This is a genomic window from Micromonospora sp. NPDC049175, assembly GCF_043197345.1.
GTDB lineage: Bacteria > Actinomycetota > Actinomycetes > Mycobacteriales > Micromonosporaceae > Micromonospora.
The window spans coordinates 1,336,325-1,357,659 of sequence record NZ_JBICSY010000002.1 but is presented as its reverse complement, the minus strand read 5'-3'; the positions used below and the strand labels follow the sequence as shown (position 1 = coordinate 1,357,659).

At 71.4% G+C, this 21,335-nt stretch carries 20 protein-coding genes, 1 tRNA gene and 1 other RNA gene; 9 read left to right on the top strand and 13 right to left on the bottom strand.

Translation table 11 applies throughout. The annotated features are described in order from the left end of the window. Positions 1-9 precede the first annotated feature (9 nt). From ACGFH8_RS13290 to ACGFH8_RS13260, 7 genes are all read left to right on the top strand, one after another. Positions 10-1,524 (top strand): aromatic amino acid ammonia-lyase, encoded by a 1,515-nt coding sequence (locus ACGFH8_RS13290; RefSeq protein ID WP_393366746.1) that lies wholly within the window; start codon positions 10-12, stop codon positions 1,522-1,524. After that, complete coding sequence (locus tag ACGFH8_RS13285; RefSeq protein ID WP_393366744.1) at positions 1,514-3,079, top strand: FAD-dependent oxidoreductase; 1,566 nt, start codon at positions 1,514-1,516, stop codon at positions 3,077-3,079. Before ACGFH8_RS13290 ends, ACGFH8_RS13285 begins: the two co-directional genes overlap by 11 nt. Position 3,080: 1 nt before the next feature. Next, entirely contained in the window at positions 3,081-4,070 is a 990-nt protein-coding gene (locus tag ACGFH8_RS13280) for an alpha-hydroxy acid oxidase (RefSeq protein WP_393366742.1), read from the top strand. Continuing rightward, positions 4,067-5,320 (top strand): cytochrome P450, encoded by a 1,254-nt coding sequence (locus tag ACGFH8_RS13275; RefSeq protein WP_393366740.1) that lies wholly within the window; start codon positions 4,067-4,069, stop codon positions 5,318-5,320. Before ACGFH8_RS13280 ends, ACGFH8_RS13275 begins: the two co-directional genes overlap by 4 nt. Beyond that, positions 5,317-6,576, top strand: a complete 1,260-nt coding sequence (locus ACGFH8_RS13270) for a cation:proton antiporter (protein ID WP_393366739.1) — start codon at positions 5,317-5,319, stop codon at positions 6,574-6,576. Before ACGFH8_RS13275 ends, ACGFH8_RS13270 begins: the two co-directional genes overlap by 4 nt. A 62-nt stretch (positions 6,577-6,638) precedes the next feature. Continuing rightward, positions 6,639-7,295 (top strand): response regulator transcription factor, encoded by a 657-nt coding sequence (locus ACGFH8_RS13265; RefSeq protein ID WP_393366737.1) that lies wholly within the window; start codon positions 6,639-6,641, stop codon positions 7,293-7,295. Next, on the top strand, positions 7,292-8,503 hold the full coding sequence (locus ACGFH8_RS13260) for a sensor histidine kinase (protein ID WP_393366735.1): 1,212 nt from the start codon (positions 7,292-7,294) through the stop codon (positions 8,501-8,503). The genes ACGFH8_RS13265 and ACGFH8_RS13260 overlap by 4 nt, the downstream gene beginning before the upstream one ends. A gap of 18 nt (positions 8,504-8,521) precedes the next feature. On the opposite strand, the gene ACGFH8_RS13255 is transcribed toward ACGFH8_RS13260, so the two are convergent. The 6 genes from ACGFH8_RS13255 to ACGFH8_RS13230 all read right to left on the bottom strand — a co-directional run bounded on the left by ACGFH8_RS13255 (position 8,522) and on the right by ACGFH8_RS13230 (position 13,902). Further along, a complete protein-coding gene (locus ACGFH8_RS13255; RefSeq protein WP_393366733.1) occupies positions 8,522-10,024 on the bottom strand; it encodes a phytoene desaturase family protein in 1,503 nt (500 codons plus the stop codon). 81 nt (positions 10,025-10,105) lie between these two features. Further along, positions 10,106-10,444 carry an SdpI family protein gene (locus ACGFH8_RS13250; protein ID WP_393366731.1) on the bottom strand — a complete coding sequence of 113 codons (339 nt, stop codon included), beginning with the start codon at positions 10,442-10,444 and terminating at the stop codon, positions 10,106-10,108. A 73-nt stretch (positions 10,445-10,517) separates the two neighbouring features. Beyond that, entirely contained in the window at positions 10,518-11,630 is a 1,113-nt protein-coding gene (locus ACGFH8_RS13245; RefSeq protein WP_393366729.1) for a sporulation-delaying protein SdpB family protein, read from the bottom strand. Then, a complete protein-coding gene (locus ACGFH8_RS13240) occupies positions 11,630-12,268 on the bottom strand; it encodes an SdpA family antimicrobial peptide system protein (protein WP_393366727.1) in 639 nt (212 codons plus the stop codon). Before ACGFH8_RS13240 ends, ACGFH8_RS13245 begins: the two co-directional genes overlap by 1 nt. Positions 12,269-12,299: 31 nt before the next feature. Continuing rightward, positions 12,300-12,959 (bottom strand): hypothetical protein, encoded by a 660-nt coding sequence (locus tag ACGFH8_RS13235; protein ID WP_393366726.1) that lies wholly within the window; start codon positions 12,957-12,959, stop codon positions 12,300-12,302. Positions 12,960-13,194: 235 nt separating this feature from the next. Continuing rightward, positions 13,195-13,902, bottom strand: a complete 708-nt coding sequence (locus ACGFH8_RS13230; RefSeq protein WP_393366724.1) for a LuxR C-terminal-related transcriptional regulator — start codon at positions 13,900-13,902, stop codon at positions 13,195-13,197. 478 nt (positions 13,903-14,380) lie between these two features. On the opposite strand from ACGFH8_RS13230, the gene ACGFH8_RS13225 reads away from it, so the two are divergent. Continuing rightward, the gene (locus ACGFH8_RS13225) at positions 14,381-15,070 is read left to right on the top strand and encodes a LuxR C-terminal-related transcriptional regulator (protein ID WP_393366722.1); all 690 of its coding nucleotides are present in this window, start codon (positions 14,381-14,383) and stop codon (positions 15,068-15,070) included. 115 nt (positions 15,071-15,185) lie between these two features. On the opposite strand, the gene ACGFH8_RS13220 is transcribed toward ACGFH8_RS13225, so the two are convergent. Together ACGFH8_RS13220 and ACGFH8_RS13215 are read right to left on the bottom strand one after the other, a co-directional pair. Further along, positions 15,186-15,258: transfer RNA gene (locus ACGFH8_RS13220), tRNA-Ala, on the bottom strand. Positions 15,259-15,348: 90 nt separating this feature from the next. Further along, positions 15,349-15,939, bottom strand: coding sequence for a YqgE/AlgH family protein (locus ACGFH8_RS13215; protein ID WP_357098712.1), 591 nt, complete (start codon positions 15,937-15,939; stop codon positions 15,349-15,351). Positions 15,940-16,259: 320 nt separating this feature from the next. On the opposite strand from ACGFH8_RS13215, the gene mdlC reads away from it, so the two are divergent. Further along, on the top strand, positions 16,260-17,855 hold the full coding sequence (gene mdlC / locus ACGFH8_RS13210) for a benzoylformate decarboxylase (RefSeq protein WP_393366720.1): 1,596 nt from the start codon (positions 16,260-16,262) through the stop codon (positions 17,853-17,855). 29 nt (positions 17,856-17,884) lie between these two features. Here mdlC and ACGFH8_RS13205 read toward each other — a convergent pair whose 3' ends face one another. The 5 genes from ACGFH8_RS13205 to smpB form a co-directional block, all read right to left on the bottom strand. Then, positions 17,885-18,841, bottom strand: a complete 957-nt coding sequence (locus tag ACGFH8_RS13205) for a hypothetical protein (protein WP_393366718.1) — start codon at positions 18,839-18,841, stop codon at positions 17,885-17,887. Between the two features lie 46 nt (positions 18,842-18,887). Beyond that, positions 18,888-19,376, bottom strand: a complete 489-nt coding sequence (locus ACGFH8_RS13200; protein WP_393366716.1) for a hypothetical protein — start codon at positions 19,374-19,376, stop codon at positions 18,888-18,890. A gap of 138 nt (positions 19,377-19,514) precedes the next feature. Further along, the gene (locus ACGFH8_RS13195; RefSeq protein ID WP_393366714.1) at positions 19,515-20,189 is read right to left on the bottom strand and encodes a hypothetical protein; all 675 of its coding nucleotides are present in this window, start codon (positions 20,187-20,189) and stop codon (positions 19,515-19,517) included. Between the two features lie 72 nt (positions 20,190-20,261). After that, positions 20,262-20,637, bottom strand: a transfer-messenger RNA (tmRNA) gene (gene ssrA / locus ACGFH8_RS13190). Positions 20,638-20,741: 104 nt separating this feature from the next. Beyond that, on the bottom strand, positions 20,742-21,221 hold the full coding sequence (gene smpB, locus ACGFH8_RS13185) for an SsrA-binding protein SmpB (RefSeq protein ID WP_393366712.1): 480 nt from the start codon (positions 21,219-21,221) through the stop codon (positions 20,742-20,744). Positions 21,222-21,335: the final 114 nt, after the last annotated feature.

The following is a 21,335-nucleotide window of genomic DNA, read 5'->3' as shown; positions in this document are numbered from 1 at the left end:
TCCGCTTCCATGACGATTGAGGTGGATTTGGCAGCGCCCCTGCGCCTTGCCGACCTGCGCGTCGCGGCAGGCCCGGTCACTGTCGTGATCGGCGACGAGGTGCGAACCCGCGTGGCCACCGGGCGCGCGTTCCTCGGCAAGGCGCTCGGCGACGACCGGGCGATCTACGGAGCCACCACCGGCTTCGGGGCGCTTGTCGGCTACGCGGGCCGGGCCGACCAGCGCGACCAGGCCGACAACACCCTCGCCCACCTCGGGGCGGGCCAGGGCCCGGACCTGGCCCCGGACGTCGTACGCGCGACGCTGCTGGTCCGCGCCTGGTCCCTGGCCCGGGGCGCGTCGGGGGTCTCGCCGCACGTGATCGACGCGCTCGCGGCCATGCTCGGCACGACGTTCACACCGGCGATGCCCCGGCTCGGCTCGGTGGGAGCCAGCGGTGACCTGATCCCGCTCGGAGCCGCCGCCCAGGCGCTGCGCGGTCGCGGGCACGCCTACCTGGACGGCGTCCGGATGCCGGCCGGGGATGCCCTGGCCAAGGCCGGCCTGGAGCCGCTGCCGCTCGACGGCCGGGACGCCCTCGCGCTTGTGAACGGCACGTCGCTCACCACCGCGGCGCTGGCCCTCGCCCTGGGCCGGGTCCGCACCTCGCACCGCGTGGTGCAGACGCTCACCTGTCTGCTCGCCGACCTGCTCGGCTGCGATCCGCAGTTCCTCGATCCCGCCCTCCTCGCCGCGTACGCGCACCCGGGCGCCATCGAGGTCGGGGCGTCGATGCGGGCGACCTCCGCCGGCCTGCGCGGGTCCGGTACGAGACCGCTGCAGGAGCCGTACAGCATCCGCTGCGCGCCCCAGCTGCTCGGGGCGGCCGAGGACGCCCTGCGCTACGTCGACGGCGTCGTGGCGGCGGACCTGGACGGGGTCAGCGACAACCCGTTGTTCTTCCCGGCCGATGACAGGGTCGTGCACGGCGGCAACTTCTTCGGCCAACCCGCCGCGTTCGCCGCCGACGTCCTGACCATGGTGATCGCCCAGGTCGGCAACCTCGCCGAGCGCCAACTCGACCTGCTCGTGGATCCCGGGCGCAACGGCGGACTGCCGCCGATGCTCGCGGCGGGGCCGGGCCAGCAGCACGGGCTGCAGGGTGTCCAGCTCGCGTCGACCGCCCTCATCGCCGAGATCAGGCGCGACTGCGTGCCCGCAAGCATGCAGAGCCTCCCCACCAACCTGCACAACCAGGACGTGATCCCGCTCGGCACGCAAGCCGCTCTCCGCGCCCTGGACCAGGCGGAGCTGCTGCGCCTGATCACCGGCTCGCTCGGGCTCGGGCTGCGCCAGGCGGTGCACGTGGGGGCGCGCCGACCCACGGCGACGGGCTGTGACCGCACCCTCCGGGCCCTGGAGGAGATCACCCCGATCGATCCGGACCGGCCGCTCGACTCCGACGTACGAAGGGCAGCCGCAATTCTGGAAGAGCTTGAAATCTCTCTGATTTCCACCTCGTACGGTGAGCGCCGTGACGCTTGATTACCTGATCATCGGGGCCGGTCCGGCCGGTCTTCAACTCGCCGCCCTGCTCGAGGCCGAGGGTAAGCGTGACTATCTGGTGGTGGAGGGCGCCGACGGGCCGGGGGCGTTCTTCGCCACCTATCCGCGGCACCGCCAACTCATCTCGATCAACAAACCGCGCACGGGCACCGACGACCCCGAGCTGAATCTGCGGCTCGACTGGAATTCGTTGCTCACCGACGACCCGGCACTGCTGTTCACGCAGTACACCGAGCGGTACTTCCCGGACGCCGACGTGATGGTGCGATACCTCGCGGATTTCGCGGCGAAGACCGGCGTCAAGGTCAGGTACGGCACCCGGGTGACACGTGTCGCCAAGCACGACGACGTGTTCACCGTCGAGGCCGGCGACCGGCGCTGGGAGGCCCGCGCGGTGATCGTCGCCACCGGCGTCTCGAAGACGTACCGGCCGGACATCGCCGGATTCGACCTGGCCGAGGGGTACGACGTGATGAGCGTCGAGCCACGCGACTATCTCGACCAGAAGGTGCTGATCATCGGCAAGGGCAACTCCGCCTTCGAGACCGCCGAGAACCTCATGGAGACCACCACGCTGATCCACCTCGCGGGGCCCAGCTCGGTCCGGATGGCGTGGCGCACCCACTACGTCGGGCACCTGCGCGCGGTGAACAACAACTTCCTCGACACATACCAGCTCAAGTCGGCGAACGCGATCCTCGACGGCAGCATCAAGAGCATCGAGCGCGACGGCACGGGCTACAAGGTCCGGTTCAGCTTCTCCCGGGCGAACGAGGTCGTGAAGGAACTGCACTACGACCGGGTGTTGGCGTGCACGGGATTCCGTTTCGACGACTCGATCTTCGACCCTTCGGCCCGGCCGCGGCTCGCGATCAGAGACCGGTTCCCGGCCCAGACCGAAGCATGGGAGTCGGTGAACGTCCCGGGGCTGTTCTTCGCCGGGACCATCTCGCAGGAACGCGACTTCAAGAAGTCCACGAGCGGTTTCGTGCACGGTTTCCGCTACGCCGTACGCGCGTTGCACCGGATCCTCTCTCGCCGCTACGACGCCACGGAATGGCCGTCCGACACGCTCGCCGTCGAGCCGGCGGCCCTGACCGCGGCCGTCATCGCGCGGGTCAACCGCACCTCGGCCCTGTGGCAGCAGTTCGGGTTCCTCGCCGACGTGCTCACCGTCGCCGGATCCGAGGCCCGCTACCACGAGGAGGTGCCGGTGGACTACTTCGTGTCGACCGGCCTGCGCACCGCCGAGCACGACTACGACCAGGCGTTCGTGATCACCCTCGAGTACGGGCCCGACCACGACCAGGTCGACCCGTTCGACATCACCGTGACCCGGGTGGCCCAGGACGTCGTGGGGCAGGCGCACGACGCGGCGTACCTGCACCCGGTCGTCCGTTACCACCGGCAGGGCCACCTGGTCAGCACGCACCACCTCGCCGAGAACCTGGAGAACCAGTGGGACCGGCCGGAGGTCCACGTGCGGCCGTTGCAGGAGTTTCTCGGTCGCTGCCTCGCCGGCGCCGAGGGCTGACATGGACCCGGTTCACCAGGACTTCTTCGAGGGCGGGGCCGGGCGGGAGCGCACCCTGGCCGCCAACGAGCGGGCCTTCGAGCGACGGTGGATCGTGCCACGGGTGCTGCGGGCGACGGGCGAGCGGGACCTGCGGGCCACCGTGGCCGGCACGTCGCTCGCCGCGCCGGTCCTGGTCGCTCCGACGGCCTTCCACCGGCTCGCGCACCCCCACGGCGAGGCGGCTACCGCGTGGGGGGCCGCGGCGGCCGGCACGGCGATGGTGGTCAGCATGGCCGCCACCCAACCGGTCGAGGAGATCGCGGCGGCGGGCGGGACGCTGTGGTTCCAGCTGTACCCGCAACCCGACCTCGACTTCACCGAGTACGTGGTCAAGCGCGCCGAGTCGGCGGGCTGCCGCGCGCTCGTGGTGACAGTGGACTCCCCGGTGTTCGGGAGGCGCGAGCGTGACAGGCGCAATGGCTTCACGGACCTGCCGCCCGGCTACGCCTGCGAGAACATGCGCGACGCGACGGGCCGGGTGCGCCCGATCGCGATGGACGCGACGGCGGGCTGGGACCGGATCGCGTGGCTGCGCGGCGTCACGGGACTGCCGATCCTGCTCAAGGGCGTCCTGCATCCCGCGGATGCCCGCCTCGCCGTCGAGCACGGCGCCGCCGGCGTGGTCGTGTCCAACCACGGTGGACGACAGCTCGACGGGACGATTCCCACACTCGACGCGCTGCCCGCGGTCGTGGCGGCAGTGGACGGACAGATCCCGGTGCTGCTCGACGGGGGTGTGCGTTGCGGCGCAGACGTGCTGATCGCGCTGGCGCTCGGGGCGGGGGCGGTGCTGGTGGGACGTCCGGTGGTGCGGGCGCTCGCGGCGGGCGGGGCGGTGGGCGTACGGGAGGCTCTCGAACGACTCGCCACCGAGCTGGATCAGGCCCTCGCCCTGGCCGGAGCGCGGCGACCGGCCGATCTGACGCCCGACCAGGTGGCGACCCGGTGAAGGCGGTCGTCCACCTCCGGGAGTGGATCTTCGAGCGGGTCAACGGGGCCGAGGGCATTCCGGTCCCCGGGCCGCTTGTCGGGCCGGAGGACTTCGAGCGGGTCTACAGCGATCCGGCCGCCGACGGGCGCAGCCGCGGGGCCGGCCTGTCGGACCTCTTCTGGTACTGGCTCGCGCCCGGTCCGCAGATGCACCAGGAGCACCTCGAGCCCGGTGAGCGGTACCGGACCGTCGCGCGGACGACCCGGCGCGTGCTGGCCGTCCCGCACGCCCGCTCCGACGAGCTGGCGACGGCCGCGACCCGGCGGATCCTCGACGCGCTCCCGGCCGGCCGGATCAGCCACGTGCGGCTCCGCGACCTGATGATGCCGATCTGGGCCGAGGTCTCGTACGAGCTGGTGTTCGGCGCACCCTGCCCGCGCGACGTCCGCGATCTCGTCGTGGCGAACGCGGACGACGTGGTGACCGCCCTCAAGGGGATGGGTCTGCGGCACCTGTCCCGGCGGCTTCGCCTGACCCGCTACCTGCTGGACCGGATCGAGGCGGGGACGTGCCCGGTCGTGCTGCCGCCGCCCTTCACCCCCCTGGAGACCGCCTGGTACCTCCAGGGCGCGTTCTTCAACACGGCCGTGGTGCAGATGTCCGAGGCCATGGCGCACATCCTGCTGTGCGCCGGGTCGGTCACGGACACGTCGGACGGGTCGCTCGACCGGATCATCGACGAGACGCTCCGGGTCTACCCGCTCTTCGGCATCGCGCACCGGATCACCTCCGGCCCCATCACGGTGGGCGATCACGTCCTGCCCACCGGAAGCGTGCTCCTGTTCAACTACCGGGCCTATCAGCGCACCGGTCCCGCCGCCGACGACGAGTTCGACCCGGACCGCTGGCTGTCGGTGCGCCGGCAGGACGCCCACTTCATCCCGTACGGCGTCACCGCCAACCGGGCCTGTCCGGCGCGCGGCTCGGCCCCCGTCCAACTGCGCGCGGCGACCCGGGAGGTGCTGCGGCGCTTCGCGGTCAGCTCGTCGGCGGCGCACACCCGCTCGCTGCCGAGTCGCGGTCCCGCGTACCTGACGCCCCGGGGTCTTCCCGGTCCCGGCCGCCACCGGCTCACCCTCATGCGCCAACGGGACCGGGTCTTCGACGTGGGGCGCTCGGTCACGCAACTGGTCTGCGGCACCTGGATGGTCGTCGACGCCCGACGGCAGAAGTTGTGCACCACTTTCTTCGAGGAGGCCAGCGCGTGACCCCCAGCGAACTCGCCCCGCGGTTCTTCATCGCGGTCGCGGTCATTCTGCTCTTCTGCAAGCTGGTCTCCTGGCTGCTCGGCAAGGTGGGCCAGCCTCCCGTCGTGAGCGAGATGCTCGCCGGGGTGCTGCTCGGCCCGTCGCTGCTCGGCCTGCTCTGGCCGGGCGCGCAGGCCGCGCTCTTCCCCACGCCGCTGCTGCCGATCCTGTACGTGGTGGGCCAGGTGGGCCTGGTGCTGTTCATGTTCCAGGCCGGGTACGCCTTCACCTCGCACCGGGTGACCCGGCTCGCGGGCACGGCGGGAGCGGTGTCGCTCGCGGGTGTCGGCGCCCCGCTGGTGCTGGGGATCCTGCTGGTCCTGGGCATGGCGGGCTTCGTCCCGATCCGCACGGATGGCGTCTCGCTCGGGGTGTCCGCGGCGTTCGTCGGCGTGGCGCTGGCGATCACTGCCTTCCCGATGCTCGCCCGGATCATCACCGAGCGCGGCCTGACCGGCACCCGCCACGGGTCGCTCGCCCTGGCCAGCGGCGCGATCGACGACATGGTCGCGTGGATCATGCTGGCCGGGGTGCTGGCGGTCTCCTCGGGCTCCGTCGGCCCGATCCTGGTCTGCGCGGGTGGCGCGCTGCTGTTCGGGGTGGCGCTGTGGCTGGGTGGGCGGCGGGTGACCGGCTTCGTCATGGCGCTCCCGGGCGACCGCGCGCGGCTGCTCGGCACCGTGGCGCTGCTCTTCCTCGTCGCCTGGTACACCGACGAGATCGGGCTCTACGCGGTCTTCGGCGCCTTCGCGGTCGGCGTGGTGATGCCGCACTCCCCGCAGACCGACAAGGTGGTCGACACGCTGACGCCGATCGCCGCGACGGTGTTCCTGCCGCTGTTCTTCACCTTCTCCGGGCTGCGCACCGAGTTCGCGCTGCTGGGCAACCCGGCCGTCCTCGGCTTCGCCGCCGCGTGCGTGGCCGTGGCGATCGTCGGCAAGTTCGGCGCCTGCTGGGCCGCGGCCCGGATGCGCGGTGAGCCGAACAGGGTCGCGCTGCGCGTCGGCGCCCTCATGAACGCCCGGGGCCTGATGCAGTTGATCGCCCTGAACGTGGGACTGGAGGCGGGCATCGTGAACCCGTCGCTCTTCACCGTGCTGGTGGTGGTCGCGCTCGTCACGACACTCATGACGACGCCGCTGCTCACCTGGATCGAGCGACGCGAGGCACGCGTCCCCGCCCCCACACCGTCACTCGTGCCCGCCGGAACCCCGTAGAATGTTTGTTTGAGGAGACAAATTCTACAGACAACGATCCTCATCTATGTCACGATCACCGTATGACCCGACTCCTGCTCGTCGAGGACGACTCGGAGCTACGCGGCATGGTGGCCGAGACACTCACCGGCGAGGGATACGTCGTCGACCAGGCCCCCGACGGCCAGCGCGGCCTGCACCTCGGGCTCACCCGGCCGTACGACGTCATGGTGATCGACCGACTCCTGCCCGCCCTCGACGGACTGGACCTGGTCGTCCGGCTGCGCTCCCGCGCGGTGGTCGCCCGGGCGCTGCTGCTGACCGCGCTCGGCACCGTCGAGGACCGGATCGCCGGCCTCGACGCGGGCGCCGACGACTACCTCACGAAGCCCTTCGACCTGGACGAGTTGAGCGCCCGCATCCGAGCCCTCTGCCGCCGGACCAGCGAGTCCACCGAGGTGCTGCGGCTCGGGTCGGGCCAGCTCGACCTCTCCGTCCGTGACGCCGTCCTCCCCGACGGCACCCGAGTCGCCCTGTCCGCGCGCGAGTTCGAGCTGCTGCGGGTCCTCGCGGCCCGACCGCACACCGTCCACTCCCGATCCGAGCTGCGCAGCCGGGTCTTCGACGAGGCGGCCGCAGCGTCGCTCGTCGACACGTACGTCTACTACCTGCGCCGCAAGCTCGGCCGCGCGGTGATCCGGACCGTGCACGGCCTGGGCTACCGACTGGGCACCCTGTGAGCTTCGAGGACACCATGCTGCGCCGGGCCAGGGCCCGGGTCAGTCTGCTGGTCGGCCTCGCCATGACGGCGCTGCTCGCCCTGGGCGCCGCCATCTCCTACGCCGCGCTGCTGCGCAACCAACACGAGCAGATCGAACGAGAGCTCGACTACGGCGCGGTCCACGGCACCATCGCCGGGCCGCCGGGCTGCAGCTGGATCATCCTGCACGACGGCGGCCGTACCGACTCGGGCCGGAACCCGCCCCCTGCCGGCTTCCCGCTGCGGTCCGCCATCGACGCGGTGGCCCTCGACCACCAGGTCCGCAGCGACAAGGTCGAGCGCAACGGCACCACCTACTACGTCCGCACCCAGCCCCGCGGCACGGGCGTCGTGCAAGCGGTGTTCGACGCCCGTTTCCAGCTCTCCGACCGGCGTCACCTGCTCGCCGCCTTCCTCCTCGCCGCGATCGTCGGTCTCGCCGCGGCAGTGCTCACGGGCATCACCGTGGGCCGGCGAGCCGTGGCGCCGCTCGCCGAGGCGCTCGGCCGGCAACGCCGGTTCGTCGCCGACGCCAGCCACGAGTTGCGCACCCCCATCGCCCAGGTCCACACCCGCGCCCAGATCCTGGCCCGCCGCGCCGGCGCCGACCACGCCGACTACGACCGCCTGATCGAGACCACCCGCCGCCTCGGCGAGATCGTCGACGAGCTCCTGCTCTCCGCCCGCCTCGCCGCCACACCGGCTGACCGGCAGCCCTCCGAGCCCGTCAACCTGGCCCTGCTCGCCGCGCAGGCCGTCGACTGCGAGGCGGACCGCGCCGCGGAGCAGGGCGTCCAGCTACACCTGACCGTCCCGGACGCTCCGGTCCTCGTCCCCGGCATCGCCTCGGCCCTGCGCCGCATGGTCGGCGAGTTGCTCGCCAACGCCCTCACCCACACCCCGACCGGCGGCCGCATCGACGTGGCCCTGCGTACGTCCCGTCGCGGCGCGGACCTGGTGGTCACGGACAGCGGCGCCGGCTTCGACCCCGCCGACGCGGCACGCCTCTTCGACCGCTTCCACCGCGGCGCCGGAGCCAAGGACCGGCGCTTCGGTCTGGGCCTGGCCCTCCTACGCGAGGTGGTGACCAGCCACGGCGGCACGATCTCCACCGACAGCCGGCCCGGCGCCGGGGCGACCTTCACGGTCCGCCTACCGACGATTCCACCACGGGCCGCCGCGGGCTGACCTGCCGTTCGGTAGCGCCTACGGTCCGGCCACCGGCGATCGGCCGGCCACGAGAGCCAACGGGTCTTCGCGGACACCGAACCTGTCCCGCAGCGCCCGGCGGGCGGCGTGCACCCCGCACATCCCGTGTACCGCCTGGCCGGGCGGGGTGGACGCCGAGCAGAGGTAGACGCCGGGCAGCGGGGTCCGGTACGGGTCCCACCGGGGCACCGGCCGCGCCAGCAGTTGCCACGCGGTGGTGGCCCCACCGGAGATGTCACCGCCGAGGTAGTTCGGGTTGTACGACTCCCACCGGTCGGCGGTGATCACGTGTTCGGCCAGGATCAGGTCCCGGAAGCCCGGGGCGAAGCGTTCCACCTGGTCCTTGACCTGTTCCCGGACGTCACGCGGCGACCCGTTCGGCACGTGCGCGTACGTCCAGAGCACCTGCCGACCGCTCGGCGCCCGGGACGGGTCGACAACCCCGGGCTGGGCCGCGAGCACGAACGGGCGGGCGGCGTGCCGGCCGGCGGCGACCGCTGCCTCGGCGGCGACGACCTCCTCACGGGTGCCGGCGAGGTGCAGGGTGCCGGCCCGCGCACAGCCGGGCGCCAGCCAGGGCACCGGGCCCGCCAACGCGAAGTCCACCTTGCACGCGGCCCCACCGCGCCGGTACGCGCGCAGGCTCCGGGCGTACCCGGAGGGCAGTCGCCGGCCCGCGAGGCGTAGCAGGGCAGCCGGCGTCACGTCGAGGAGGACCGCGCGGGCCGGCGGAAGCTGCGCGAGGTCGTGGATCGGGGCGTCCGTGGTGATGCGGCCGCCCCGACGGCGAAGTTCGGCGGCGAGGGCGTCGACGATGCGCTGGCTGCCGCCCTCGGGCACCGGCCAGCCCACCGCGTGGGCGAGCGCGGCCAGCACCACGCCCACCGCGGTAGCGCCGACGCCGCGGGCCGGCGCGATGGCGTGGGCGTTCACGCCTGTCAACATCGCTGGGGCCAGGTCGTCGGAGAAGTCCAGGGGCCCCCGGGCCACCAGCCGGCGGATCAGTCGCACCGCCAGTCGAGCGGCCGTCCGGGGGTGGGTTGGAGGGCTTCGAAGGTCCGACATGACCACGTCGGCCAGGTCGCTCCAGTCCCGCACCAGGGGACCGAGCAGGCTACGCCACGCCGGCCCGTCACGCCCCAGACCGTGGACCGTCCGCGCCAGGTCCCGCCAGGCGAGGCCGGCGCGTCCGCCGTCCAGCGGATGAGCGTAGGAGACCTCCGGGTGCAGCAGCTTCACACCGTGCTCCGCCAGGTCGAAGGCCCGGAAGAAGGGCGAGGCCAGCGCCATCGGATGGACCGCCGAGCAGACGTCGTGCTGGTAGCCCGGCAGCGTCAGTTCCCGCGTTCGCGCGCCGCCGCCCACGGTCGCCGCGGCTTCGTACACCTCCACCCGGAGGCCCGCCCCCGCCATCACCAGGGCAGCGGCGAGCCCGTTCGGGCCGGCGCCGACCACCACCACGTCGGTACGCACCCGACGGCCCTCGCTGTCGAGCCTCACCCGGGTCACCCGTGATCATCGGATCGATGACGAGGCCGGCCAGCGGGTGCCGCCGGCCGGCCTCGTCGTCGGGCCGATCGCTCAACGCCCATCGTCCACCGCGACCGCGGCGCGGTTGCCCACGTAGCCCAGGTAGAGCAGGTAGGGCACGACCAGCACGGCGAGCACCAGAACCGCCGCGATCACCGGCGGATCACCGAAGGCCGCACCGAGGAGGACCGGCAGCGGGGACAGGACGGCCAACAGGATCCCGGTCCGGTAGAGCGGACGTTCGACCCGACGGTGTGCCGCGTACCAGTGCTCGGTCGACTTCATGGTCGCGGCGGTCCGTACCCCGGGGCTGCGGTACATGTTCACCGACGGCCGCAGGGAAGCCCTGGCGCTGAAGGCGACGAGCCACCCGAGGAATGCGTAAACCACAGAAATGAATGCTCCGGCCAGCAACGTGCACCTCCTGCTGCATCAGTTAACGTCATTGTACAATCTCTCCCAATTAGGTGCTATTCGCGCCGACGGGCGAGCCCGGTCCACTCGCGTCGTGCGGCTCGCGGTTCACGCCCCGGTTGCCGTCGGCCCCGACCCCCACCAGGTCGTCGAGTTCGGCGTCGGGACGGGCCTGCACCGGCGCCGGCGACGTGGGCACCGGCCGATCGGGACGGCGGCGCGCTCGGCGGGCCAGCCGCCCGAGCACGGCGCCGACCTGGGCCGCCCTTCGCCGCAGGCCAGGAAAGTCGTGGTCGAAGCCCAGGTACATGACCAGCAGCGCCGCCATCGCGACCCAGAAGGTGACCAGGCCGAAGACGATCGCGATCATCCCGTGGAACGCCAGGCCCAGGACGAGCAGGACCCGCCGGCTCCGCCGACCCGCGAAGATGGCCGCCGCCAGCGAGAGTTCGAGCGCCAGCCCTCCCCAGGTGATCAGAGCGGTGCCCACCGGGGTCGAGGTGATGGCGAACGCGATGTCGTCGCGGATGTCACCCGGGACGAAGAGCGGATCCCGGAACCAGTAGTAGATCGCCGTGCCGTCCTGCCATTCCGTCACCCGGAACTTGGAGACCGCGGCGTCCAGGTAGATCACGCACGCCTGGAGGCGGACGAGTACGACCACCGAGAGACCGAAGAGCGTGCGGAAGTCCAGCACCGGATTGGCCAGCAGCCGGGCCCTACGGTCCGGGTCGACCCGCCAGATCCACCGCCGGCCGTCCGCGAGCGCGAGCGGGAGCAGCAGGAGCGCCATGTTGCTGGCTACCTGGTCACCGCCCTCGGGCAGGGAGATGGAGAAGGAGACGCTCCAGGTCACCCAGACGTGCGGGAGGGCGAGCAGCCGCGGCCGCCAACCGGAGAGCACCACGAGCAGGATCGCGATGCCGACGTACCGCCAGACTTCCGGAGACCCCTGACAGAACATGCTCGCGCCGCCGAGCGGCTCCACGCAGACGGGTGGCTGCTCGGCGTCGATGCGAGGGTGGAACAGGACCTCCGGGCCGTTGAACGACAGCGTCAGCACAGTGCCGAGGGCGGTGAGGTTCCGCATCAGCACGTACGCCCAACCCCACGGGTCGATCCACAGGAAATCGGACCTGACCTGCCGTTGGAGCAGCCTCATCACTCGCCCTCGCATTCACTCCGCAGGGTCACGACCTTCACCTTGGCGTTGCCGGTCGGGAAGTCTCGCCACTCGAACGAGGTCGGCTTGTACATGACCAGGCCCACCGTTCCGCAGTAGATCGGGTTGGGTGAGGGGTTTCGGACGGTGGCAACCGGGCTGGTGGCGGCGGCCTCCAGGCAGTCCAGCGCCTCCCTGCTGCGGCATTCGGTCAGCTTGGGCAGATTCTGGTCCAGCGCCTTGGTCATGAAGGCCAGTTCGAGCCCGTGGGCCCGGGTCTTCCGGCTGATCCCGAAGGCGCTGTCCACCCCGCTGTTGTGGCCGTGGTCAATGGCCTGCCACCGGCCCGGCGCCTCCCGGGTGTAGCCCTGCACCTGCTCGGAGCGCGGGTCCTTGGTGAAGAAGGACCAACCCTGCGGGAAGCCCTGGAGGAAGCCGGTCGAGATGCCGTAGGGCACCTCACGCCCGATGGCGGACTCGGAGAGGCGACTCAGTCCCGCCATCGCCACGATCGCGAGGCAGACGGTCAACCAGAGCACGGTCAGCGCGACGTCTTGCCCGGATCGGATGCTGAGACCGGGGAGGGGGCGGAGCTGATCCAGCTCCGCCCGCCCCGTGTCCTGTTCGTGAATACTCACAGGAATCACTGACTTCCTTGTTCAGAGTGCGTCAGTCGGCCAGTCGGACGGTCAGGTCGGAGATGAACGCCTCGCCACCCGGGCTGTTCTCGTCCGGCCTGGCAATGCCCCAGAACCCGTTCACCCAGGTCCCAGCGTTGACGACCGCGACGACGTTGACGGCGGCGACGTAGTTGAGGACCGCGCCGCCGGTCGATGCCACGACCACCACCACGGCACAGGCGACCGCACCGACGGTGCAGTTCGCGCCCATGTCGCTGTCGGTCTGCTTGGTGCTCGCGGTCGGGTACAGCTTCTTGATGGCCGTCTCGATCCGCGCCTGCCCGCCGGCGAGCGCCTCGCTGACCAGGTACGGGTCACCGGAACGCATCTGCCGGCCGAACTCGGCCAGATATCCCGGCTCGGTGCGGGAGACCTCCTGGACCAGCTCGTTCCACGCCTTGCCGTGCGGCTCGACAGCGGCCTCGGGCGCGGCGATCCGCGGAATCCGCAGCTTCTGGTCGCCCGCGCCGCTGTAGATCGCGCGGAAGATCCGCTCGCCCTCCGCGGCAGCGGCCTGCTCCCGATCGACACCTACCGCGAAGGTAGAGCTGCCGGTCGGTGTGCTCTCCGCCGCATAGGCGGGGAGCGAGCCGAGCACCATGGCGGAGGCCAGGAGCGCGGTGACTACCGTCTTACGCTTGTTTCGCAACTACTCTTCCTCTCGTCGCGCGCCTCAGCACAACGGACACCAGGCGAATCGAACCGGGAACGAGTGGCGTGCACGGCCGCCCTGACGAGTGGTGGCACTGGTTCCCCCGTCCCGGCCCGCCCCGCTGTGGTCGTCGGCTTCGGCGGTGATCCGGTGTGCACAGAACGTTAGGGACGTGCGGCGCGACTGTCGTCGTACCGGAGTCGACACCTCGCGTACTCCTTTGGAGTACGGGCTACGCCGACTGGCCGTACTCGGCGGCGGCACGCAGGGACAACCCGGCCGCGTACGCCCGGAGGACGAGTTGCACCCGATCACGAGCGTCCATCTTGATCCGGATCCGGCTGACATGGGTCTTCGCGGTGAGATCACTGATGTGCAGTCGCCGCGCGATCTCGGTGTTGTTGTAGCCCTGGGCGACGAGTGCCAGGACCTCGCGTTCGCGCAGACTCAACAGGCCCAGCCCGACCTCTCCAGCCAGAGCCGGACAGGTCTCGCCGTCGCCGCGACCGACATGGTTCAGGACGCCTCCGGCGTGATCCGGGCTCAGCACCAGGCTGCCGGCCGCCACCACCCTGATGGCGTCCAGCAGCCCCTCGGCCGAGGTCTCCTTGCTCAGCACCGAGCGGGCACCGGCCCGGAGGAGCCGGATGGACTGCTCCGGGCCGCTGCGGGCGGTGAAGACGAGCACGCCGATCCCGCCCAGGGCCGGGTCACTGGTCAGACGCGCCGTGGTGTCGACGCAGTGGCCCGGGTCCGAGTCGAAGTCGAGCAGGACGACATTCGGTTGGATCCGCCGGGCGACCATCGTGGCGGCACCTCCGTCGGCCGCGTCCGCGACCGCCGACATTCCTGGCGTGGAATTCAGCAACAGCCCGATGGCGGTACGGACCGGCGGGTGTTCACTGGCGACAAGAATCTTTATCTTCCCCGGCGCGCTCATGCAATTGTCCCCGTTGGTGTCGTCGCAAGGATCACCGACATGCCGCGCGCTGCGACCTGCTACACAAATCGCCCGGCCAGGGTTCATCGGCCCGATGACGAATGAGCGTTCGGTCCGACCCCCTGACGAAGTGGGCAGTGACGTTGACGGATGCCGATCCCCTGTTGCAGGAGAGACCATCATGGCCGAACGGCCATGGTCAACTGGCTGTCCTGATTAGGACATCGCCGTAACGGAGGAGCAACATATCCGACATGTTCTGCCATTAAGCCTATCCAGGGATACTGGATATTTCCCTGATCGCGACGCATCAACGCGCACCGGAGCCGCTCGGCCCAGGGTCCCGTGCTGGCCGCCACCACACGTCCCTGCCAGGAGGATGAGCAGCGGAGGTACGTGTCGCGACCCGACGGTAGACCGTCGAGGACCACCAAGAGCCGGCACGACCACGCTTTTGGAGCTGCTATTCTGTTGTCTCATGATCGAAGTCCAGAACGGGTGCGGATCGGCCTCACCGACCCGATATCTGCACGACTTCGCGTCGGCATTCCGACGGGTCCGCCGCCAGAACGGCGGTGAGACGATCGACCTGAAGCGCTACCAGCACGAGGCACGGTCCCTTCTACGAAAATGTCGCACCGAAGCCAGCATCGTCGCCGAGCCCGCCTCGCCGGAATTACTGATGCCGCTCGACCTGATCGAGAACGAGGCCGCCGAGATCCGCGTCGTCGGCGCGACGAACAGCCACCTGTCGGCTCCGCACCGCCCTCGACTCGACATCCGTGGCGTGCCCTGCACCCCACTGTCCCTGCTCCTGGTGGATCGCCGGATCGCCCTGATGTCGGTCAGCACCGGCTACCCGGGTCGCTACGCGATCCTGTTACAGGAACGCGCCCACGTCTCCACCATCGCGGAGGTCTTCGAGGCCCTCTGGCGCGAGGCCAGTGTCCGCGAGCTCCCCGCACAGCAGCTCGGCGCTCGGCAGGCGACGGTGTTGACGTGTCTGGCCGCCGGGCTGACCGACGCCGCCATCGCCCTGCGACTGGATCTCACCGAACGCACCATCCGGCGCGAGGTCAATTCGCTGATGCAGACGGCCGGCGCGGTCAGCCGCTTCCAACTCGCCCTGCTGGCCCAGGAGCGGGGGTGGCTGACGCCACTGCGGTGAGCGGCTGCACCCTTGCGAAACGCCCTCGTCGGGATGATCCGAGCAGGGCAGCCCAAAAAACAGGGCCCACCGACTTCTGTCGGTGGACCCTTCGCGCTGACCTGCCAAACAAGGGTGGAGCCGAGGGGACTCGAACCCCTGACCCCCACACTGCCAGTGTGGTGCGCTACCAGCTGCGCCACGGCCCCTTGCTGTTGTCCCGGTCGCCCGGGCACTGGGAAACTATACACAGACGGGCCCGCATGGTCATCTCGCGGGGGTCCCCCGTCCGGGCCGGGTCAGTTGAGCGCGACGTCCGGCGGGAAGTGCGCGACCGCCGCCATCATCCCGCCCTGGCGGCGCAACACCATCGGCCACAGATCGTCGGGCCGGTCGACGAAGGCGTCACCGGGCAGCCCGTCCAGCACGAACCAGGAGCCGTCCGCGATCTCCTGCTCCAACTGACCGCTGCCCCAGCCCGAGTAGCCGGCGAAGACACGGATGCCCCCGATGCTCTCCCGTAACCGCTCCGGGTCGACCGAGAGGTCGATCGTGCCGACCGCTCCGGAGACCTGGTGGAAGCCCTTCAGCCGGCGCATGGGGTGCCGCATGCGGGCCAGGCAGATGGCCGAGTCGGGCTGCACCGGACCGCCCTCGAAGAGCACCGCCGGGTAGCGGGCCAGGTCGCTCCAGTCACCGAGCACCTCGGCGACCGGCACCTCGGTGGCCCGGTTCAGCACCACGCCGAGCGCGCCGCCCGGCTCGTGGGCGACAAGCAGCACCACCGTACGGTCGAAGTTCGGGTCCTTGAGCGCCGGAGTCGCGACCAGTAGCCGCCCGGTCATCGACTCCATCGCTCGTCCGCCGATCGCCTGACCCTCTCCCTGCATCCCACACACCCGTCAACCGTGAGCCCGCGCCGCGGATCGGCCATCTGCCGGATCCGCCCGGTGCATCGAGATCAGCCGTGCTGTCAACGCCATGCCTGGCACCATAGCCTGCGTCCCGGGCGCTGGCTAAGGGCTGACCGGCAGGTGAGCTGACAGTTAAGACAGCTCGCTGTTCGTGCCCATGCCCTGACCAGGCACGGGCGCGGCTGGCCGGAGGAGCCCGCGGGAAACAGCCGAAAGGTCCGTCACATCCCGATAGATTCGGCTGATCGGGAGGGACGACTGCTGTCGTCCCTCCCGCGACACGGAGGCGGGTGGCGATGGCAACGGTCCGGGACGCGACGTACGACGTGCTCCGCACCCTCGGCATGACCACCGTCTTCGGAAACCCCGGCTCGACGGAGGAGCCGTTCCTGCAGAACTTCCCCGCCGACTTCCACTACGTCCACGCGCTCCAGGAGGCGACGGCTGTCGCGATGGCCGACGGCTACGCCCAGGCCAACGGGACAGCCGCCCACGTCAACCTGCACACCGCCCCGGGCACCGGCAACGGCATGGGCAACCTGGTCACCGCCTGGCACAACAAGACGCCGCTGATCGTCACGGCCGGCCAGCAGACCCGGGAGATGCTGCTGCTCGAACCTCGACTGGCCAGCCGCCGGCCCACCGAACTGCCGCAGCCGTACGTCAAGTGGGCCTACGAGCCGGCCCGGGCGCAGGACATCCCCGCGGCGGTGCTGCGGGCGTACGCGACGGCGGTGCAGCCACCGGCCGGGCCGGTCTTCCTCTCCCTGCCGATGGACGACTGGGCCCAGCCGGCCGACCCGCTGCCCGCGCCGCGAACGGTGGCCACCCGGTTCGCGCCGGACCCGCAACGGCTCGACGAGTTCGCCCGGGTCCTGGCCGGCAGCGACAACCCCGTGCTGGTGTACGGGGCGGGGGTGGACCGCTCCGGTAGCTGGCCGACCGCCGTTGCGCTCGCCGAGCGACTGGCCGCACCGGTCTGGTCGGCTCCCGCGCCCGAACGCGCCGTGTTCCCGGAGGACCACCCGCACTTCCGCGGGGTGCTCCCGTACGCGATCGGTCCCCTCGCCGAGGCGCTGCGCGGCCACGACACGGTCCTTGTCGTCGGCGCTCCGGTGTTCCGCTACTACCCGTACGTGCCGGGTGGGCACCTGCCGGACGGCGCCCGGCTGCTGCACGTCACCGACGACCCCGACGAGGCCGCGCGCGCACCGGTCGGGGACAGTCTGCTCGGCGACCCGGGGCTGACCCTCGCCGCGCTGCTGGACCGGGTGCCGCCGGCCGACCGGCCACCGCCCGCACCCCGGGACGCACCGACCCGGCCGGAGATCACCGCTCCGCTGAGCGCCGACGCCCTGTTCGCCGGGCTGGCCGCGCACTGGCCGGCGGACGGCGTGCTGGTGCAGGAGTCACCGTCCAATCTGTCCGCACTGCGCCGGCAGTTGCGGATCAGCCGCCCGGCGTCGTACTTCACGATGGCCAGCGGAGGCCTCGGCTACGGTCTGCCGGCCGCGGTCGGGGTGGCGCTCGCCGAGCGGGACACCGGGCGCGGTCGTCCGGTGGTGGCGGTCATCGGCGACGGCTCGTTCCACTACTCCGTGCAGGCGCTGTGGACCGCCGCGCGTCTCGCACTGCCGCTCGTGGTCGTCGTCCCGGTCAATCAGCAGTACGCGATCCTGAAGGCGTTCGCCGAGCTGAAGGACACTCCCGGGGTGCCCGGCCTGGACCTGCCGGGGTTGGACATCGTCGCGATCGCCGCCGGCTACGGCTGCGCCACCGAGGTGGTCCAGACGCCCGACGAGCTCGGCGCGGCGCTCGCCACCGGGCTGCGTGCCGAGCGGCCGACAGTGCTGCCGGTGCCGATCAGCACCGACGTGCCCAGCATCCTCTGAACCGGCCCGGCGGCTCCGGCACCGCCCGGTCAGCGTGGGGCGATCGACAGGGGTGCTCCGGTGGCGACGTCCAGGACCGGCCGGGCGCCCAGCGGCGCGCCCAGGGTGACGGCGACCGGTTCCAGCTTGAGCACGGCGATGCAGTTGCCGGTGGCCCGGGTGACGCTGCCGCCGACCACCACGACGTCCGGCCGTTCCCACACCAGCGGCGTGATGCCGGTGTCGCAGGCGCCGACGCCGAGCCGCACGGTCATCCGGACGTCGTCGACCGCCTGGATGTTCTGTGCGCCCACCAGACCGTCGGCCAGCGGACGGGCGGGTGCGGCGGGCTCGGGAACGGGCGTGACAGCGGTCGGCGCGACGGCGAGCCGGGCCACCGGGGTGGCCAGTTCCTTGATGGTGAACAGCCAGGCCGGGACCTGCGCCGTACCCCGGCTCGTACGGACCGGCACGGCACCGAACGTCACACCGGTAACGGTGAGCGAGAGACAGGCCGTCTGCGTCGCACTACTTGTGGCCCATCCGTCCGGCCCTGGTTCGACTGTGGGGCCGCCGGGGGTCGGCCGGCCGGTCCGCTTGGGTCGTCCCGGGCAGGGCAGCGGATCACCCTGGTCCAGTTGCCGGTACGCCTCGGCGGCGCTGACCAGCGGCAGCGTCAGCCGGCCGTCCGGGAAGCGGATCTCGCCGCCGACCCGGGTGGGCGGTATCGGGACCTGCGCGCGGTACCACCCGGCCAGGTAGGCGGCCTCGGTGTCGGGGGTGAAGCGCGGGTCACCGGTGAGCACCGTGGGCCCCTCCAGCGGGACGTACCCCGTGCTCCAGTCGGGGCCGGGTCGCCACGCCTCGGTCACCTCGGCGGCCCGCTTCTCGAACGCCTCGCCGCCGGGCGACGGGTAGCGAGGCGCGACGGGCAGATCTGCAACCGGCGCGGCGCAGCCCGCCGTGAGCAGCAACGGGAGTACGAGCAGCAGGGCCGGTCGACGCACGTACGGTTCGACGCCACCGCCGACCCCCCGGTTCCCGGTCGACTGCTCAGGTTTCGCCGCCCAGGTCCGTCTGGTACGCCTCCCAGAGCAGGTCGGCGCCGCGCCGCCGGTGCCGGGCCAACCTCCGCAGCAGGTGCCCGGCCCGGTGCCGCAGCTCGTCGGGGTCGACCTCGGGCCGCTCGGCGACCCGCTGGACGGCGAGGATCGCGGCGATGATCCCCGCGTGCTCCCGGGTCAGCACCCGTACCCCGTGGTGCAGCCGTGGCGACTGGGTGAGCAGCTCCCGGTAGAGGCCACCCGGGCCCTCGGTGGCGCGGACGTGTTCGGCGAACCCGTGCCCCACCGGACGCAGCCGGTGCAGGATCTCTTCCCGCCAGCGCGGCTCGGTGGGGGGCACGGTGACGGCCCGGCCGAACGCGTGGACGTCTCCGGCCAGCCCGGCCGGGCGTGGCTCACCGGGCAGCCCGATGGGGTGGTGCGGTGCGGCGGACGGCCGGGCGACGAGTGACGACTGCTGGACCGGACCGGTGACCATGGCACCTCCCGCGCTGCGCTGTTACCCCATACCGCGATGGTGAGCCCGCCCGACCGGCCTGTAAAGGCCCTGGGGATGCTCATCTGTCCCAATGGTCCCAGGAGTCCCGCGCGTCCCAGTGGGAGCGGACACCGCCGCTCAGCCGAGCTGGGGGTGCTCCGCTAGGCGGCGCAGTTGGCGGGCGACGGCGTGCGCGTCGCCGTCCCGACCGTCGACGGGTCGACCCGTCGTGATCGCGTCGGCAAGCGCGCGCAACTCGGACGGGGGCAGGCTGGTGAGCCCCATGCCCTGCAACGCGACGGTGACTCGGCGACCATCCGAGCGGTCGGTCGCGATGATGGCGGGCGCCCGTCGCCGATCCACCGGAAAGTCGTCCGCCGCCTCCCGATCCGACAGCTCCGTGGCGTCGATCCGGGCGGTGGCGAGGTCGACGCGGCGGGTCCGAAGCGCGCCCCGGACCCGGACGTGGCTGCCGTCCAGCCAGGCGGCCGTGCGGAGCACCCGCAGCACGAGGTAGATGCCGAGCAGGACGAACGGCAGGCCGCAGAGCCCGATGAACGGGCTCGGTCCGGCCTGTTCCGCGCCGCCGTCCCGCAGCGCGGGTGGCAGCATCCCCGGCGGCAGGTCGCGGGCCTCCTCATAGGAGGAGAACGGGTCACCCGGGCCGGACAGCCGGCCCAGCACCCCGCCGGCGACCAGCGGCAGCACCACGAATGCCGACGCGACGGCGGTGACGAAGACGCCCACCACCACCGCCCACGTGCGCTGCGCGGGTGAGGCGCCCACCGACAGGCGCAGCTCCTGGTTCGTCACAGGGGGCAGCGTAGGCGAACCGCGTACACGACGAAGCGCCCCGGCTGGTGGGCCGGGGCGCTTCGCTCGAGGTGGTGGAGGTGCCGGGAATCGAACCCGGGTCCTTCGCCGGTTTGTCAGGGCTTCTCCGAGCGCAGCTCGCTGTGCCTCTACTCGGCCCCACCGCTCACGCGAGCAAGTTGGTGTGACGGGCCCAGTCGCTGATTAATCTCGCCGCACGGACCCCGCGACCGGGTCCGGTTGGCCAGCCTCCTAGCTGATGCCGGCTACTGGGACGAAGGCGTTCCCAGACCGACAGACTTAGCTACTCGCCTCAGGCGGCGAGAGCGAAGTCAGCGCGTTGGTTATTGGCGCTTATAAAGTTCCGACGACCGATTCTCGAGACGACGTCGGCTTCCTCGGCTCGCTTCCCCTGTCGCTGCGTACGAAGTCGAAACCAGTCACCCCCTCGACAGGCCACCGATGTGGTGGCACTGACAAGACTAACGCCTCCCGCAACGGCTTTCATCCCGAGCCCCGGGCCGGCACGCCGACCCGGACAAAAAGGATGAACTAGTCGTCCATTCCCTTGCCGCGTCGACCCGACACCCGGGCGATCTCCCGGTCCGCGTCCCGCTTGGCGAGGTCCTGGCGCTTGTCGTACGACTTCTTGCCCTTGGCCAGGGCGATCTCGACCTTGGCCCAGCCGTCGGAGAAGTAGACCTGCAACGGGACGATCGTCAGACCGCCCTCGCGGGTCTTGCCGACGAGCTTGTCGATCTCGACCCGGTTGAGCAGCAACTTGCGGGTACGCCGGGGCTCGTGGTTGGTCCAGGTGCCCTGCGTGTACTCCGGGATGTGCATGGCGTGCAGGAACAGCTCGCCGTCCCGCTCCTGGGCGAACGCGTCGACGAGCGACGCGCGCCCCGCCCGCAGCGACTTGACCTCGGTCCCGGTCAGCGCCATGCCGGCCTCGTACGTGTCGAGGATGGCGTAGTCGTGGCGTGCCTTCTTGTTGGAGGCGACCACCTTGCGCCCCTTTTCCCGTGGCATCGGTGCCACCCCCTCTCCGCCGCTGTCCGCGCGCCGAACTCACCTCGGCCGGACAACCGATCATGCTACCGGAACTACAAGGACCCTCCCGCGCCGTTTATTTCCGGCGGCGAG